Raw genomic sequence first — 16,607 nt, 5'->3', positions numbered from 1 at the left:
GTGGCTCGAAGATAATCAATCAGCAACTAATTTCTGAGTTATTTAACATTTTAAACTTCGCAATAAGTTGATTTTTAACAATTGACACAACAATTAATGATACTGTCAGGAATTCTTTAAAGGGAAGAAAAATGCCAATGGTTCGTACTTGAAATACAGCCAAACAGACTTAAAAAGATATTTCAGTTCAGAGATCGGAATATCACGTGAACGAAGTGCCAGCCAAAGCGAAAGTGCAAAGCTTACAATGAAGTTCACAAAACCGATCACGCCGATTCCCAGGATTCCCATAATAATCGGATACCAGCCTGTTTCGAAATGCCCGCCGAATAATCCCAAAGCCATATTTCCGGCAGCAAAGGTGATGTGTCGGATATCCAGGTTCAGTCCAAGGAAAATCCCGATGGATGCAGTGGAACCCAGAAACACTCCAAACCAGAAGTTAGATGCTACTCCGGCCCATTTTCGTTCGATCCAATCGGCAAATTTTTTGGTGCTTTCTTTCCCCAGTGAAATCTTTAGCACCGGATGTTCCTTAATCCGGTTGTAAATCTTCTTGTGCTTGATCTTGTTGGAAACCGACCCGGCAATAATCCCGGAAAGAAAAAGAAAAACTCCTGCAATGGCTGCATGCAGGATTGCCCAGGAAGCTATCGGGTTCAAATCGGTCATCAAATGCTCGCTTTTTGCTTCATCCACAATTTGGAAACCTGCCAATCCCTGCAAAGACCAAATCAACAGCATGGCAACCGGAAAAGCGATCAGTACATTCCCCACAAAAGCAATGAACTGTGAACGGAAAAGGTGAGAGAACAAGATTGCGAAAGAGCGGTGCCTGTCAGCTTCATCTGCTGAGCTGTTCAACCCATTTTCAATCGACTTAACAATAGTAGCTGCAGTCATAGCCGGCTGTTTGGTTGCCAGCGTAAAACCCAGTAAGTAAATCAGGATAAATCCGAAAGCGTAATTCAAACTGTATAGGAACGCATGACCAAAATCACTGATAACTGCCTTTCCCAAAACCACTTTGAACAAACACAGGAAACCAACGATCAATCCTCCACCCATAGCAGTCAGAAGCATGTGAACATATTCCTTTTTCGACTGAGTAATGTAATGTTCACCGGTTCTGGCGGTATGCTGCGTTACTTCATAAGCAATTGTCTGTGTGCTGTCGAGCAGCAAACGACGGATATTATTTTTTCTGCAATTGTATTTAATCAAACGGATTGCCAGATATATGGAATTATCCCGTTTATCTTCTTCAGAATCGGTGGCAAGCAGCGGCAATAAAGCTTCTATCCGGAACAATTGCTGTCGGATACGCAGCAAACTCTGGTTCACGCGAATGGAAATCCCAAACTTTGCACTGTTCTCAAATGCGTTATTAATAATCTGATGACAGCCCTGAAGCAACTGAACCAGTTCCTGGAAATCGGGATCTGTGGCGGAGATAGAGAGCCTGTCTCCCTGAATGATCTTTGAAACAATGAGATCCAGTTTTTTCTCGAACGATTCAAAAGGACTTTGCACATGTTCGTATTCGGGTACCATGATCAAAACATCCTGTTCGAGTGCTCTTCCGCTGATACGTTGAATGAGCAGGCTGATCCCGCTGATGATTTCCGTTATTGCCGTGTTCTGGCTGTCTTCCTCCGAGTCATAAATTGTCCGCAAATCCAGTAAAACAATTAGCTCGTTGATCTCGGTCAGTGCAATTTCCTGCACCCACTCAAAATCGTTCTGCCTGTAAAAAACCTGGTTCAGCAAAAACTGAAGGGTATCAGGTTCCGGTTGCTCCGGCAAAATCTTCGATCCTAAACGTTCCCGGATCTCCCGGATGAAATATGCATCCCGGATAATTCCTGAATCCGTTAAAATGGATGTGAATTTGCGGTTTTGAAAAACATTCCGCAGGTAAACAGCCATTGCATAACGTCTTACAGCGTTTTCATTCAGGTAATCCAAAAGTGGCCGGATGCTGACCGGTTTGTCTTTTTCAATTTTATCGGGACGAAAATATGCAACCAGGTCAACGAGGAACTCCAAATTGTTGGATGTGTAATCTGCTTCGTTGTAAAACTCATCGAATAGTTCGTCCAGCCGTTTTCTTTTGGTCCTTTTAAATAATTGCATTCCCTTATTTTTCTTAAAAATAAGAAATGCCCGTTAACTAACGGACATTTTGATATGGTTTCGGCTCCCATGAAACCACTTCCATAGGAGCCGGAATAACCTTTCTATTAAACTCTTTCCACACGGATCAAGGTATCAGCATCTGCTTCGATATCCGTTGAAAGTCCTTCAAAGGCATCCGCTGAAATCATTAAATCTGTTGCCAATACCTCATCGCAGATAAACTGCTTGTTCGTTTCGGCAGCAAGCTGAATGAATTCGGATGATTTAAGTGTCAGACGGATTTTATCCGTTACCTCCAACCCGGAATCTTTGCGCAGGTTCTGAATACGGTTCACCAATTCTCTGGCAACTCCTTCCATGCGCAAAGCCTCGGTAATAGTGGAATCCAAGGCAACAGTCAAACCGTTCTCAGATGCAACCAGCCATCCCGGGATGTCTTCCGCGCGAATCTCGAAATCACTCAGATCAAGGATTACTTCTTCTCCGTCAATAACTCCTCTCCAACCCTGGTTTTGCTCGATTTGAGCAATTCCATCCTGGTCCATTTGAGCCACCATTGCAGCAATTGACTTCATTTGTTTGCCGTATTTAGGACCGATGGTCTTAAAGTTCGCCTTGATGGACTTTACAAAGATGTTATTTGATGCATCCAACAATTCCAGTTCTTTCACATTCACTTCCGAAAGGATCAATGCCTGAACGTGTTCGATATTTTTTGCAAACTGCGCGTTTAGAACAGGAACCATGATCTTTTGAAGCGGCTGGCGCACACGGATCTTTTCTTTCGCACGTAATGCAAGTACCAGTGAAGAAACATTCTGAGCAATCTCCATTTGTGCTTCGAGTTCCAGATCAATTAAATCCGTATTGGATTTCGGAAAGAAAGCCAAATGCACAGAATTTACAGGATGACGACCCGAAATTGCATTTAAATCCGAGAATAACTGGTCCAAATAGAACGGCGCAATCGGGGAACCCATAATTGCAACAGCTTCCAAACAAGTATACAAGGTCTGGTATGCCGAGATCTTATCTGCTTCGTAATCGCCTTTCCAGAAACGTCTGCGGCAAAGTCTTACGTACCAGTTCGACAATTGATCAGTCACGAAATCCTGGATCAAACGACCCGCTTTTGTCGGTTCGAAAGAAGCATAAGCTTCATCTACCTGCGCAATCAGTGAATTCAGTTTTGACAAGATCCAGCGATCGATTTCCGGGCGTTCTTCCAACGGGATTTCAGCTTCGGAGTAGTTAAATCCGTCAATATTCGCATACAATGCAAAGAACGAATACGTGTTGTAAAGCGTTCCGAAGAATTTGCGCTGTACCTCCGTAATTCCTTCCGTATCGAACTTCAGGTTATCCCATGGCTGCGCATTCGTGATCATGTACCAGCGTGTTGCATCCGGACCGTATTTCGACAATGTTTCAAACGGATCCACTGCATTTCCTAAACGCTTGGACATTTTTTGCCCGTTCTTATCCAATACCAATCCGTTTGACACCACATTTTTGTATGCCACCGAATCAAAACACATCGTTGCGATTGCATGCAGGGTATAAAACCATCCGCGAGTCTGGTCGACACCTTCCGCAATGAAATCTGCAGGATACGATTTGTTATTATCGATCAATTCTTTATTCTCGAACGGATAATGCCATTGTGCATAAGGCATCGCACCGGAATCAAACCACACGTCAATCAAATCACTTTCTCGTTTCATCGGCTTACCCGACGGAGAAACCAGCGTGATTTCATCCACGTAATTCTTGTGCAGGTCGATTTGTGCGTAATTCTCCTTGGAGAAATTATTCGGCTTGAATGCCTCCAGCGGATTTGCAGTCATCAAACCTGCTGCAACTGCCTTCTCACATTCCGCTTTCAATTGTTCTACAGATGAAATACAAACGCGCTCGTCGCCATCTTCTGTTGACCAGATCGGAATTGGGATTCCCCAGTAACGTGAACGGGATAAGTTCCAGTCATTCGCGTTTTTCAGCCATTCACCGAATCGTCCGCTTCCTGTTGAAGCCGGTTTCCAGTTAATCGTATTATTCAATGCGATCATGCGGTCTTTCACATCCGTTACCCGGATAAACCAGGAATCCAATGGGTAATACAATACCGACTTATCAGTTCTCCAGCAATGCGGGTAACTGTGTTCGTATTTTTCGATCTTAAATGCTCTGTTCTCTATCTTCAATTTCAAAGCAATGCGCTCATCCACCGACATGTATGCTTTCAAATCCGGGATAACGGATTTCAACCCTTCCCGCTGCTTAAGAAATTCCGTCTGTGTTTCTTCGTCTGTCAAGTAATCTGCTTTCACATATTCACCACCCAGCCCGAAAAGCGAGTCGGAAACTTCCTGGCGGAAACGGCCTCGCAGGTCAACCAATGGAACAGGAACACCTTTTTCGTCAAGCACAAGCATGGCAGGAACACCTGCTTCAGCAGCCACACGCGCATCATCCGCACCAAAAGTAGGCGCAATGTGCACGATTCCCGTACCATCCGAAGTAGTTACGAAATCACCTGATATCACACGGAATGCCTGATCCGCGTTTTCGTAAGGCAAAGCCCCTTTCAAAAGTTGTTCGTAACGGATTCCGACCAGGTCAGAACCTTTGCATTCGCCCAATACAACAAATGGAATATTTTTCCCGGATTTATCATATCCTTCCAATCCGGATACATCTTCAACCGCAACAAAACCTTTCCCAAAATGGTTTTTCACCAAATCCTTCGCCAAAACCACCTGAACCGGTTCGTGGGTGTAAGGATTGAAAGTCGAAACCAGGACGTAATCAATATTCGGTCCAACACACAATGCGGTATTGGAAGATAAAGTCCATGGAGTGGTGGTCCAGGCCAAGAAAAACGTTTCCACCCCTCTTTGTCTCCCCTCAAGGGGAGAGTTGGAAACTGCCTCCTCCCTTGAGGGAGGATTGAGGAGGGTGGCAGGCAGAACCTGGTCCTCTTTTATTTTAAATTGCGCCACCACTGTGGTGTCTTTCACATCGCGGTAACAGCCCGGCTGGTTCAATTCATGAGACGACAAACCGGTCCCTGCCATCGGCGAATACGGCTGAATGGTGTAACCCTTGTACAATAAGTTTTTCTCATACAACTGGCCCAATAACCACCAAACAGATTCCATGTATTTCGGGTCGTAAGTGATGTATGGATCGTCCATATCCACCCAGTAACCCATTTCTTCCGTCAGACGGTTCCAGATATCCGTGTAGCGCATTACTGCCTCACGACACGCTCTATTGTAATCATCTACCGAGATTTTCTTCCCGATATCTTCTTTGGTGATTCCCAATTCTTTTTCCACACCCAGTTCCACAGGCAATCCATGCGTATCCCATCCGGCCTTACGCTTTACCTGTTTCCCTTTCAGGGTTTGGTAGCGGCAGAAAATATCTTTAATCGAACGAGCCATTACGTGGTGAATACCCGGCAGCCCGTTTGCTGATGGCGGCCCTTCAAAGAAAACAAACGGCTCAGCCCCTTCACGTGTAGACACGGAAGCTTCGAAAACGCGCTCATTTTTCCACTTTTCAAGAACTGACTGCGCTACATTCGGCAGGTTCAGCCCTGAATACTCGTTATACTTCTGACTCATAAACTTTAAATCGATTAAAGGTAATTTTCAAAACAGATGCAAAGTTACGAATTTCCTATTGGATTTCGGAGTCTGCCTGCATGTAGAGTAAGGGTGAAAAAATTTTCGCCCTTACTGACCAGACTTTTCAATTATTTATAATTAAATTCGTTCCGTTGGATTCATTGAATAGCATAGAGATTAATGACTTGGTTCAAAAAGTGAAGGCGGGAGACCAAACTGCTTTCGGAGAAGTCTATGATCGCTATTGCGGGGCAATTAACGGTGTGATCAACCGTTTCATTACGGATGAAGCAATTGCACAGGATGTACTGCAGGACACCTTTATCAAGGTCTGGAAAAACATTCAGATGTATGATGACACCAAAGGCAGTTTTTTCACCTGGATGCTCAACATTGCGCGGAACACTTCCATTGACGCATTGCGAAAATTGAAAAAAGAAGCGAAATCTGAAATCCAAACCCTGGAGACTGTCGTAAGTAGCTCAACAACTGTTCAGCAGAACGTGAGTACCATCGGTTTAAGACAGCTGGTAGACCGCCTTCCGGTTGAACAACAGACGATGATAGAATACTTATACTTCAAAGGGTATACGCAACAAGAAGTAGCAGATGAGCTGGATCTTCCGCTCGGAACTGTGAAAACACGTTCGCGCGCTGCCATGGCGGAGTTGAGAAAATGGTTTATAGTATTGATATTGTGGATATAAACGAATACATAGCATCAGGAATTTTGGAGTCGGTAACGCTCGGTCTTGCTTCCCCACAGGAAGTTCAGGAAGTAGCTTGCCTGTCTAAAATCTACCCGGAAATTCAGGCTGAGTTCATCCGCGTTCAAAAACGCTGCGAAGAGATGATGCTTGAAAGTGCCCAGGCACCTGATCCTTCCGTTCGTGCATCCCTGCTAAAAACCATTGCCGAAACACCACAGGAACAAGCTCCCGCTAAAAAGGAAGAAGCAAAAATCATTGCTATGAACACCACTCCGGAAGTGAAAGGAGTGAGCCCGATGTGGAAAATGATGGCAGCAGCATCTGTGATTCTTACCATTGGAGTCTGTGCGCTTTGGTTTATATCGAATCAGGAAGTAAAACGCCTCGACAAGATCATGGCTTCTATGGAAAAAGACCAGTTGAAGAATGAGCAGATTCTTCAGGCAATGATTGTAGAAAAAGATCATTTACAAACCGTCCAGGAAGTTCTTGCCGCAGAAAGCCTGCGCACTGTAAAAATGACCGGAACCGCTATGGAACCGGAAGCAACGGTGAAAGTCATGTGGAGCAAGGACATGAAAAAAGCGGTGATGCATGCGGAAAAAATCACACCTCCGCCGGCAAATATGCAATACCAATTGTGGGTGATCGCTGACGGAAAACCGGTTTCTGTGGGACTTTTCAACTACGACGAAGTGGAGCAAATGACAGAACCATTCGACGTAAATGCACAAAACATTACTGCTTTTGCCATCACACTGGAAAAAATGGGCGGAAGCCCGACACCAACTATGGAAAAAATGGTGGTGATGGGACCGATCAACGGATAAAATCCGTTCAAAAATGTTCAACTATTAAACGGTTCAAACCGTGAATCTATTTTGAACGCTTTCAACTCTTTGAACTTTTGAATTACCTTTAGGTCATGATTTGTCCTCCAGAATTGGTTCCCGGCGATGCTATTGCATTGGTTTCTCCTGCAAAAGCGATTGAAGCAACCCACATTGATTTCGCAAAAGCGTATTTTGAAGAGCACGGCTTTAAAGTGCTTGTTGCTCCGCATTCGGCAAACGAATACCGCTATTTTTCCGGAACGGATATGGAAAGAGCAGAAGATCTGCAATGGGCGATCGATCATCCGGATGTCAAAGCAATTATCTGCAATCGGGGCGGTTACGGAGCGATCCGTTTGTTTGATCTTGTGAATTGGGCGAACCTGCTTCGCGAACCAAGATGGATATTGGGTTTTTCCGATATTACCAATTTCCACTGCTTAGGTTTGAAACTTGGCATTGAAACAGCTCACACCACGATGCCTTTGAATTTCCGGGAGAACACCCCGGAATCCCTGGAGTCCCTTTTAAATGTGCTCCGCGGAATACCGAACGCATACACCTGGCAGACCAACGCCTCTAATAAACCCGGAACAGCAACCGGAAATGTAGTCGGAGGAAACTTATCAATTTTGTATTCCTTATTGGGAACTCCCTATTCCCCGAATTACGAAAATGCCATTCTATTTATTGAAGATATCGGAGAACAGGTCTATCATTTGGACCGCATGCTTTGGGCTTTCCGCTTTGCGGGTGTATTTGACCGAATCGCCGGACTGGTTGTTGGCGGAATGACTGACCTAAAAGACACTGCAAAACCTACTGAATGGTGCGTGGAAGAATTAATCCTGGAGCACACCCGATACCGCTCATTTCCGATTGCATTTGATGCTCCCGTTGGACATATTCCCGACAATCGAGCATTTATTTGCGGGAGGAAAGCCACATTGACCATTACGGAAAACCACATTTCTTTCACTCAATAGGAAATATTTCTTAGTTGGTACTGTTTTTGCTTCGTCCAGTTCTGTATTTTTACACCTGAAATTTGACTTATGCGTATTTTTCTAATTGGGTTTCTGATTCTTGCACTTTCGTCGTGCGTGGATATTTGGGATGATATTACCCTTCACGCTGACGGGACCGGTACTTATAAATATACCGTAAACATGAGCGCAAGCAAGGTAAAGATCAATTCGATCCTTGCTTTGGACAGCGTAGACGGAAAACGCATTCCCAAAATCCCTGAAATCAAGGAGAAAATTGAATATTACCGCAATAAACTGCAGGAGAAAGAAGGAATTTCCAATGTTCGGGTAGAATCCGATTTCGATAATTTTATTTTCAAGATTATTGTTGATTTCGAATCTGTTTCAGACTTACAAAGCGGCATCCGTGAAATTATCAAAGAAGAGATCAAGGAAAAAAACGATCCGGCCCTGAATGAGAACTGGCTTACCTGGGACGGAAAAACACTCACACGCATTGTTCCGAATTTTCAAAGTGTCGTCCATAAAATGAAAGCGGAAGACCAGGAAAAGTTGAAAAAAGGAAAATACACCTGTGTTTCGCGCTTTGACAAACCAATTGCAAAATGTGATAATCCGCAGGCAAAAATTTCTCCGTCGAAAGTAGCAGGTTTGATCGAATCAACTACTTATTCGGTTGGAACAAATCCTTCCATCCTGAAGAGTACCTTTGTTATTTCGAACTAGTTTTTTGCAGATTGTTCGAAAAAGACTTCATTTTAACACAAGTTATCAACCAAATACCCGTTGATAAACCAAATAGCGTTTTCAATTCAAAAAATGATTTTACTTTCGTGTAGAATCCGTTCATTCATCTGTTTATGAAAATTAAAATCTTAATTCCGATAACCCTTTTGGGAGCGATCTCATGGGGACAGAAATCCGAAGATATCATTCCTAAAGATGCAGTTACTGTCTTTAGTCTGAACAATATTTCCATTCTTCAGAAGGTATCCATGGATGAATTGGTTTCTTATGATTTCATGACTGAATTGCAGTCTGAATTATTTGATGGTTCTACCCAGGGAAAAACCTTGAAAGATGCAGGAATCGACTTCAACCAGAAGATGAATATTTTCTACGGTAAAAATCCGGAATTTGAAATTTCAGGGTTTACTTTCGGGATCACTGACAAAGAAAAGCTTTTCACGGTATTTGATGATTTTGACCGCAAAGAAAGTTTGGTTGCAGGAACGGAATATTACAATAATTACTTCAATCATTTAATGATCCAGGGCAATGTAGGCCTGTTGATACGCGTAGATACGGATCAGGATAAATTGACGGAAATCACAGATTCTATCTGGACTTCCAGGGGATTAGAGCTTCCCTGGTATGAAGATGAGTACTTCGACGAAGAACCGATGGGCGAATATGACGAAGAAGAATTCACAGATGATGATCCTACCTTAAATGAAGAGGGTGATGAAGTAGAAGAGATTATCGAGGAAGAAGTGGACGAAACCCCTATCGCGGTGGATGAAACAAATGATCTTTTCAAGAATTACTACGAACTACGAGACAGTATCGAATCCGAATATTCCCGCAAGCGCCTGGAATTGATTACCGAAGAACTTTTTGCCAAAAAACTGAACCTGAAAGCACAGGATCCGCGTTTGGCGGCACAATTAACGCATCCTTCCGACGGAATCTTTTACCTGGACAACAGCCGGAATTTCAAAAACACAAACAGCTTGTTCTACCTGCAGGCAATGTTCCCTGACTTATACCGTGATCTAAACGAATTGTATACCGGAAATGTCATGCTGGGCGATATCGTTTTGAACCAAAAATCCATTGATCTGAAAGTGGAAGCTTATTACGGTGACGGATTGGGAAGTATTTACGAAGAACTGAACAGTGCAAAATTTGACAAAAACGTATTGAAATACATTCCGAACAACAATACAGGATTCTTTACTTACAAGATCGATTTGAAGAAAGGCTACGAAAAGGCTTATGAAGTTATTATGCCGATCTTGAGCGAAGAAAAGAATGCACGCATTTCTGCCAATGTACTGACCATCGAATTATTGAACGATTTCATTAACACGGATGAAGTTTTCAATACTTACAAAGGGAGTATGTTCGGTACTTTTAACGGAATTAAACGTGTGAAAACAAAACGTGTAGAGTTTTTCTACGACGAAGAAACGTTTGAGTACGGTGAGAAAGAAATAGAGGCTGAAGAAGATATGCCTGTTTTCACATTAGGATTTACAACCGGCCGCCCGGATGTCCCTAACAAGATCCTGAAGCACATGTCGCGTATCACTTCCCAATTCAAGAACATGGGAGATTACTGGGTGTACGAAGAAGCGATCCTGAACTCCGTTCCTTTATACATGATCAATAAAAACGGATTATTTATTTTCACCAATGATGAGGATCTGGCTAAAAACCATTCCAACGGATACGGAGCAGAGGCAATTACCGGAAAACAGGTCAAAAATGCTGCGAAAAGCGGATCTATTTATGCGTATATGAACCTGGGAGATATGATCAACCGTTTGCCTGAAACGATCTTAAATGACCATCGTTTTGACGTACTGGCTTCTATGAAAGGTAAAAAAGGAGAAGTGGAAGTAATTTCTTCCAAAACAACACGTCAGAAAACAACATACAATTTGACGTACAGCTTCGACGGGACTTTCGACAATGCAGGAAAATACTTATTAGACTTAGTAAACACCGCTTACCTGGTATCTACGAAAAGATAACATGAAAACCGAAGGGGTAGGAAATAAAGTTATGTTAATCGCATTGCTGTGTGCAGCATTGGCTTTATTCCTCTATATCCGTCCGCGCCTGTTTGCTCCGGACCCGCCTCCAAGCCTGCTGGACCGCCTTCCGGAAAGTGAGATCGTTGGAAGGTACAATTTGTTGAATATCGCTCGGGAAACAAACTCCCTGATGTTTAAGAATAAAGTCCCTTTCCGGGAATACATGACTTATGATTTCCTGCTTGGACAGGCTAAGGGCATCGGGATCGATATTCAAAGTACCGGTTATTTCTTCTCGAACGGAAAAGACGAATGGGGAACTTTTGTCACCGTTATGGATAGTTCCAAGATTAAAAATGGTTTAACCCGATTGGAACAATATACTCACATTTCCGACACCCTTGTTTACAACCGGAAAGTCAAGAAAATCGACGAACTCGGACTGTATATTTTTTATGACAAGGATTATCTCCTGGTCTACAAAGGTTCCCGGATCAAAAGACGGATTGGAAAAGCCATTTTTGCGCACGAAGGGGACATCGAAACTTCCTGGGAGAAATTCCTGAAGAACCCAATTTTTAAAGATGAAGATATTGTGCTTTATTCCCATTCACCGAGGCTGCGGAAATTCGGGTTGGATTATGCGCTGTGCGCACACGATAGTGATTCGTCCAATATCAGGCTTAAAACTTACCTGCATTCCAGTGCCCCGCTTAAAATAAAAGAGAAGGAGTCAGGAATGAGTTTTGAACGGAGTAAACATTCTACGAAAGCTTTGGATATACACCTGGATATTTCCGAATTCAAAAAAGATCCGAACGGACCGCTTTACAAGTGGATAGTTGGACTTGGGAAAAAAGTCAGTTTTCCTACAGCCGCATTCTTCGACGCATGGGATGGCGATCTTTCCTTCCAGGAAGGCGGCACACAGCTAATCGACGAAGAGGTCGTGGAAATCGGTTATGATGAGGAATTTAATCCGGTAGAAGTCCATAAAATCAATAAGGTAGCTGTTCCCGGATATTCGCTGTTATTTTCTGTCAATGAAAACGGGCAAAAATTGGTTTCTGCACTGTTTGCGAAAGGAATTGTGACCAAACAGGGAAAATACTATCATTTCCTGTTTTCTCCTCCGTTAACACTCAATATACTTCCGAAAAGCATCAGTGCTTACACCGCCGGGAAATCCCCTAAAATGACATCCGGATCTTCCTGCAACGGATTATGGAATTATCGCGGAACGGATATTTTGTTCCATATCGACTCACTAAAGAAAAAAGAGATTTATGGTTCTTTAGAATTCGAAGTTGCGAGCCTGCTCCGGAAGGGGAAACTTAAAAGATAATTACGAATTACGAATTACGAATTACGAATTACGAATTACGAATTACGAATTACGAATTAATTTATAATCAATTATTTAAAGGGGAAATCATTTTTCATTTCCATTTTGCATTTTGCATTAATAAGGAACAAACACATTTTTCGCTTCGGTAAAGAAACGCAGGGCTTCCCAGCCGCCTTCTCTTCCTACTCCGGATGCTTTTACTCCTCCGAACGGTGTTCTCAGATCACGAACCAGCCAGGAGTTGATCCAAACAATCCCGGCCTGCACTTTATCTGCTGTTCTGTGCGCTCTTTTCAAGTCGGATGTCCAAATAGTCGCACTGAGTCCGTATTGTGTGCTGTTGGCCATCATAAGGACCTCTTCTTCCGTATCGAAAGGTGTCAGAGTCACTACCGGTCCGAAAATTTCTTCCTGGTTCGTTCTGCAGTCGTATGAAAGACCTTCGATTACTGTAGGAGCGATGTAATAACCTTCGTCGTACGGAGTATCTAAAACTACCCGTTTTCCGCCTGTAAGGATTGTTCCGCCCTCTTCTTTTGCCAAATCAATGTACGAAAGTACTTTCTCCATGTGCGGTTTGGAAACAACGGCTCCCATTTTTGCGTTCGGATCAGAAGGATTGGATACCGTTAATTGATTTACACGGTCTACAAAAGCCGTTTTGAACTTATCGTATATGCTTCGTTCGATAAAAATGCGCGATCCGCATAAACAGATCTGCCCTTGATTGGCAAATGAGGAACGTACGGTTGTTTTGATCATTTCATCAAAATCACAATCTGCAAAAATGATATTCGGGTTCTTTCCTCCCAGTTCCAGGGATAATTTCTTGAACATAGGTCCGGCAGTTCTGGCAATGTACTCACCTGTTTTAGTTCCACCTGTAAATGAAATTGCCTTGATCTTCGGATGTTTGACGATTGCATCTCCGGCATGCTGGCCTAAACCGTGAACGATATTCAGTACACCTGCCGGCATACCGCTATCCTTTACCACTTCACTCAGTAAGTAAGCTGTGTATGGCGTAATCTCAGAAGGTTTTGCAATGACACAGTTTCCGGAAGCCAAAGCCGGTGCAATTTTCCAGGAAAACAAATACAAAGGAAGGTTCCAGGGAGAAATACAGCCCACTACTCCGATCGGTTTGCGGGTGGTGTAATTGATTCCCATTCCTTCCATGTAATGCGATTCGGAGGCAAAGTGCTCTACCGCAGTTGCGAAAAAATGAAAATTGGAAACAGCACGCGGAATATCCACATGTGCTGCCAATGAAAGCGGTTTTCCGTTATCGCGGGATTCTGCAGCCACGAATTCATCCATGCGTTTTTCAATTCCCAAACTGATGCGCATCATAATTGCCCCGCGTTCTTCATTGGTCATATTGGACCAAACGGGAAATGCTTTTTCAGCCGCCTGAACAGCTAATTCCACGTCCTCTTCCGTTGAATTTGGTATCTCACCATACACTTTACCCGTTGCAGGTTCGTAATTATCGATGTACTGGCCTTTAACAGGTGCAAGTAATTCTCCGTTGATAAAGTTTTGAAGACGAATCATAATTTCTATTTTCTTTTGCAAAGATAAGAAAAAGCGAACGCTTTTGAAGACGCAATCACGACAAACGTTGCGCCTTCGCTGACCGCATGTCGCCAAAGCTTTAGCGGCGGCACAAGCTACTGCGTAAGCGTTAGTGCGAAAGTGATTGGGGAGTAATTACGAATTGCACAGTATTGTGTTTAACGGTTAGGAAACCAATCTATCCTAGATCTTAAATTTCACGCCGACTTGCAAGTACAATGAAAAGTTCAATCCGCCGGAATGGAGGTAATTCGTAGAAATCCCCACATTCGTGTAGAAACGGTCGAATGCAAACGAAAACGGATTGTTCTTGTAAGCCGCACCGATGTACAAAGCATGGATTAGCCCGGCATTTGAACGGTCATTCAGGAAAGTCAGGTTTGTTCCCGCGTAGGCAGCCAATGTGGGGTGGAAATCGTGGATCATAGACCGGTTGGCATTTCCAATAACTATTTGCTTGTAAGGATCGAAGGAGAAAATCAAATAATCCGTTTTCACCATCGCCTGGATTCTTGCTTTAAGGTCCACGCCAACATTCAAACTATACTCAAAACGCGTACCTGAGTACTGCACATAAGCAGAAATAGCTGCTGCCCGAAAATCGTAATTCCAGTAGGAAGTTTCCGCTCCATATTCCAGGGCATTCAATCCGCCTCTGGATTCGGGCAGACATGGATGCGGACCAAGGGTATCCAGGGGATAATTGATCTTTAATGAATCTCCCGTTGGAATGCAGGTAGAGCGATTGGAGTAAACATTCCAATCTTTATGTTTCAGAAATTCCGCCGGAACACTTGCGAAATAATAAGGTCTGTTCCTGATCCCAAACCTGGTGCGCCATTCAATCGGCTGATCATAATTTCGATCGAAATAATAGGATCTCGAAGGTGTAACGTAATCCCGGGGAACTATTACCAGGTATTCTCCATCCAGCATTTTCTTTCTCAACTGCAGATGCTGCATGACATAAACTTCCGGAAGTAATTCGGATTTCAACTTCAAAGGAGCATTCATGTCTTTTTCACAGATAATGCATTCGTTGTAATCAACCTGGACTTTCCGCTTGGTTAGAACACCGTAAGCTTCAAAATCCGCTTCTTTTACAAGGGCCCTGTAACGTTCGTGACGCCACCAGCCCTCTCCGCTCATTTCCAGTTTCCATTTAATGATTTTAGCGTATTGCGAACCCTTCGTAAGCGTATAATAAACCTGGTTTTTAGAGAATAAATGCGGTTCCATTTCAAGGATCACCATATTGGACCTGCCGTCATTAAAACGGATGATGTTGCAATTCTTCATGATCGAATCGGAAAGCACGAAGCAGGTTTTGGTATTTCCGAAGTACTCATAAAGTTCCGTTGAGTCTTCTACCAATCTTTTACCCGCGAAGAACAGGTGGATTTCAACCCTTCTATGATTTTCATTTGGATTACGGAGAGCGTTTTCTTCGCCGCGGGCAAAACTCGAAACGGGAGTTTTAGTCGGGAGGATCTTTTCCAGGTACTCTTTGACTTTTTCTGCCCGCTTCCGGGAAAGCCGCATGTTCAGGCGTTTCTTTCCGGTGGAGTCTGCATATCCGATGACTTGCAGGCTATCGATCTTTTTCAGGTTTTGGGAAAAGATGTACTTATTGATTTCCTGCTTATTATCTTCCAGCAATTTATAATCGCCGCTCGGATAGTAGATAGAGAATGTTTCCTGTGCAAAAGCATCTTGTTTGCTAACCAATAGCAGCAGTAACAAGGCAGTTTTCACCTGAAATGAAAAAAGACCCGTCCACTGCGGCAGACGAGTCTTCAAGTTTCTCTTTCGCATCACAAAAGCGAATATACTGTAAAAACGTTCAAAAAGTTTCAATGTTCAAATTTGACACCAATAGCTATTGGAATTTTGAACTTCCCGAACTATTGAACTTGTTTCTTATTCGTGAACAATCAATTTGAATCCTTTTCCGTGGATATTCAAAATCTCAATACGCTCGTCTTCTTTCAGCAGTTTACGCAGTTTTGCAATGTACACGTCCATCGAACGACCGTTGAAATAGTTGTCATCTCCCCAGATTGCGCGCAAAGCTGCCTGTCTGTCAAGCACTTCGTTTCGGTTCTTGCACAAAAGGTGAAGCAGCTGTCCTTCTTTCGTGGTAAGCTTTTTATTTTCTTCTTTCAGGTGAAGAATGCGCGATACCGGTTCGTACTGGATATTCCCGATTTGCTGCATTTCATTTTCATCATTATCAGAAGGAGCTGTTCGTCTTAAAATTGCTTCGATTCGTGCCAATAACTCTTCCATGGTGAAAGGTTTCGTCATATAATCATCCGCACCGCTTTCAAAACCTTCCAGTTTATCTTCTTTCATTGCTTTTGCAGTCAGGAAAAGGATCGGAATTTTAGGATCAATCAACCTTACTTCCTTAGCAAGGGTAAAACCATCCATTTCAGGCATCATCACATCAAAAATACAGAAATCGAAATGTCCGTCTGTGTACTTTTCATATGCATGCTTTCCGTTACGTGCAAGTTCTACCTGATAACCTTTCGTTTTAAGGAATGTCTGTAATAATTGACCTAAATTGTCATCATCTTCTGCTAATAAAATTGATTTTTGCTTAGCCAT

The 16,607-nt window shown here is 43.1% G+C and carries 11 protein-coding genes; 6 read left to right on the top strand and 5 right to left on the bottom strand.

Annotation, left to right across the window (positions count from 1 at the left end; translation table 11 throughout):
* Nucleotides 1-105 precede the first annotated feature (105 nt).
* Nucleotides 106-2,136, bottom strand: a complete 2,031-nt coding sequence (locus QZT69_RS04530) for a recombinase (protein ID WP_294670934.1) — start codon at nucleotides 2,134-2,136, stop codon at nucleotides 106-108.
* A gap of 107 nt (nucleotides 2,137-2,243) precedes the next feature.
* Nucleotides 2,244-5,771, bottom strand: coding sequence for an isoleucine--tRNA ligase (gene ileS, locus QZT69_RS04525; RefSeq protein ID WP_294670930.1), 3,528 nt, complete (start codon nucleotides 5,769-5,771; stop codon nucleotides 2,244-2,246).
* Between the two features lie 155 nt (nucleotides 5,772-5,926).
* Between ileS and QZT69_RS04520 the strand changes: the two genes are divergently transcribed.
* From QZT69_RS04520 to QZT69_RS04495, 6 genes are all read left to right on the top strand, one after another.
* Nucleotides 5,927-6,481, top strand: a complete 555-nt coding sequence (locus QZT69_RS04520) for a sigma-70 family RNA polymerase sigma factor (RefSeq protein WP_294670928.1) — start codon at nucleotides 5,927-5,929, stop codon at nucleotides 6,479-6,481.
* The gene (locus QZT69_RS04515; protein ID WP_294670925.1) at nucleotides 6,451-7,314 is read left to right on the top strand and encodes an anti-sigma factor; all 864 of its coding nucleotides are present in this window, start codon (nucleotides 6,451-6,453) and stop codon (nucleotides 7,312-7,314) included. The genes QZT69_RS04520 and QZT69_RS04515 overlap by 31 nt, the downstream gene beginning before the upstream one ends.
* A 95-nt stretch (nucleotides 7,315-7,409) precedes the next feature.
* Nucleotides 7,410-8,303: an LD-carboxypeptidase gene (locus QZT69_RS04510; protein ID WP_294670922.1), complete on the top strand. Its 894-nt coding sequence runs from the start codon at nucleotides 7,410-7,412 to the stop codon at nucleotides 8,301-8,303.
* A gap of 69 nt (nucleotides 8,304-8,372) precedes the next feature.
* The gene (locus QZT69_RS04505; protein ID WP_294670920.1) at nucleotides 8,373-9,032 is read left to right on the top strand and encodes a hypothetical protein; all 660 of its coding nucleotides are present in this window, start codon (nucleotides 8,373-8,375) and stop codon (nucleotides 9,030-9,032) included.
* A gap of 134 nt (nucleotides 9,033-9,166) precedes the next feature.
* On the top strand, nucleotides 9,167-11,065 hold the full coding sequence (locus QZT69_RS04500) for a hypothetical protein (protein ID WP_294670917.1): 1,899 nt from the start codon (nucleotides 9,167-9,169) through the stop codon (nucleotides 11,063-11,065).
* Nucleotide 11,066: 1 nt separating this feature from the next.
* Nucleotides 11,067-12,413 (top strand): hypothetical protein, encoded by a 1,347-nt coding sequence (locus QZT69_RS04495; RefSeq protein WP_294670914.1) that lies wholly within the window; start codon nucleotides 11,067-11,069, stop codon nucleotides 12,411-12,413.
* Between the two features lie 117 nt (nucleotides 12,414-12,530).
* Here QZT69_RS04495 and QZT69_RS04490 read toward each other — a convergent pair whose 3' ends face one another.
* From QZT69_RS04490 to QZT69_RS04480, 3 genes are all read right to left on the bottom strand, one after another.
* Nucleotides 12,531-13,973 carry an aldehyde dehydrogenase gene (locus QZT69_RS04490; RefSeq protein WP_294670911.1) on the bottom strand — a complete coding sequence of 481 codons (1,443 nt, stop codon included), beginning with the start codon at nucleotides 13,971-13,973 and terminating at the stop codon, nucleotides 12,531-12,533.
* 204 nt (nucleotides 13,974-14,177) lie between these two features.
* A complete protein-coding gene (locus QZT69_RS04485; RefSeq protein WP_294670908.1) occupies nucleotides 14,178-15,809 on the bottom strand; it encodes an OmpA family protein in 1,632 nt (543 codons plus the stop codon).
* 105 nt (nucleotides 15,810-15,914) lie between these two features.
* Nucleotides 15,915-16,607, bottom strand: a complete 693-nt coding sequence (locus tag QZT69_RS04480; protein WP_294670905.1) for a response regulator transcription factor — start codon at nucleotides 16,605-16,607, stop codon at nucleotides 15,915-15,917.

The sequence above is a fragment of the uncultured Fluviicola sp. genome (genome assembly GCF_902168135.1).
Classification (GTDB): domain Bacteria; phylum Bacteroidota; class Bacteroidia; order Flavobacteriales_D; family Crocinitomicaceae; genus Fluviicola.
Note: the sequence above shows the minus strand (reverse complement) of the source record. Positions and strands in the feature narration are given on the sequence as shown.

Excerpts from the sequence above, each read along its gene's own strand:
- QZT69_RS04480 (WP_294670905.1), bottom strand. The coding sequence starts at position 16,607 with ATGGCTAAGCAAAAATCAATTTTATTAGCAGAAGATGATGACAATTTA.
- QZT69_RS04515 (WP_294670925.1), top strand. The coding sequence starts at position 6,451 with ATGGTTTATAGTATTGATATTGTGGATATAAACGAATACATAGCATCA.
- QZT69_RS04510 (WP_294670922.1), top strand. The coding sequence starts at position 7,410 with ATGATTTGTCCTCCAGAATTGGTTCCCGGCGATGCTATTGCATTGGTT.
- QZT69_RS04490 (WP_294670911.1), bottom strand. The coding sequence starts at position 13,973 with ATGATTCGTCTTCAAAACTTTATCAACGGAGAATTACTTGCACCTGTT.
- QZT69_RS04495 (WP_294670914.1), top strand. The coding sequence starts at position 11,067 with ATGAAAACCGAAGGGGTAGGAAATAAAGTTATGTTAATCGCATTGCTG.
- ileS (WP_294670930.1), bottom strand. The coding sequence starts at position 5,771 with ATGAGTCAGAAGTATAACGAGTATTCAGGGCTGAACCTGCCGAATGTA.
- QZT69_RS04505 (WP_294670920.1), top strand. The coding sequence starts at position 8,373 with ATGCGTATTTTTCTAATTGGGTTTCTGATTCTTGCACTTTCGTCGTGC.
- QZT69_RS04530 (WP_294670934.1), bottom strand. The coding sequence starts at position 2,136 with ATGCAATTATTTAAAAGGACCAAAAGAAAACGGCTGGACGAACTATTC.
- QZT69_RS04485 (WP_294670908.1), bottom strand. The coding sequence starts at position 15,809 with ATGCGAAAGAGAAACTTGAAGACTCGTCTGCCGCAGTGGACGGGTCTT.
- QZT69_RS04500 (WP_294670917.1), top strand. The coding sequence starts at position 9,167 with ATGAAAATTAAAATCTTAATTCCGATAACCCTTTTGGGAGCGATCTCA.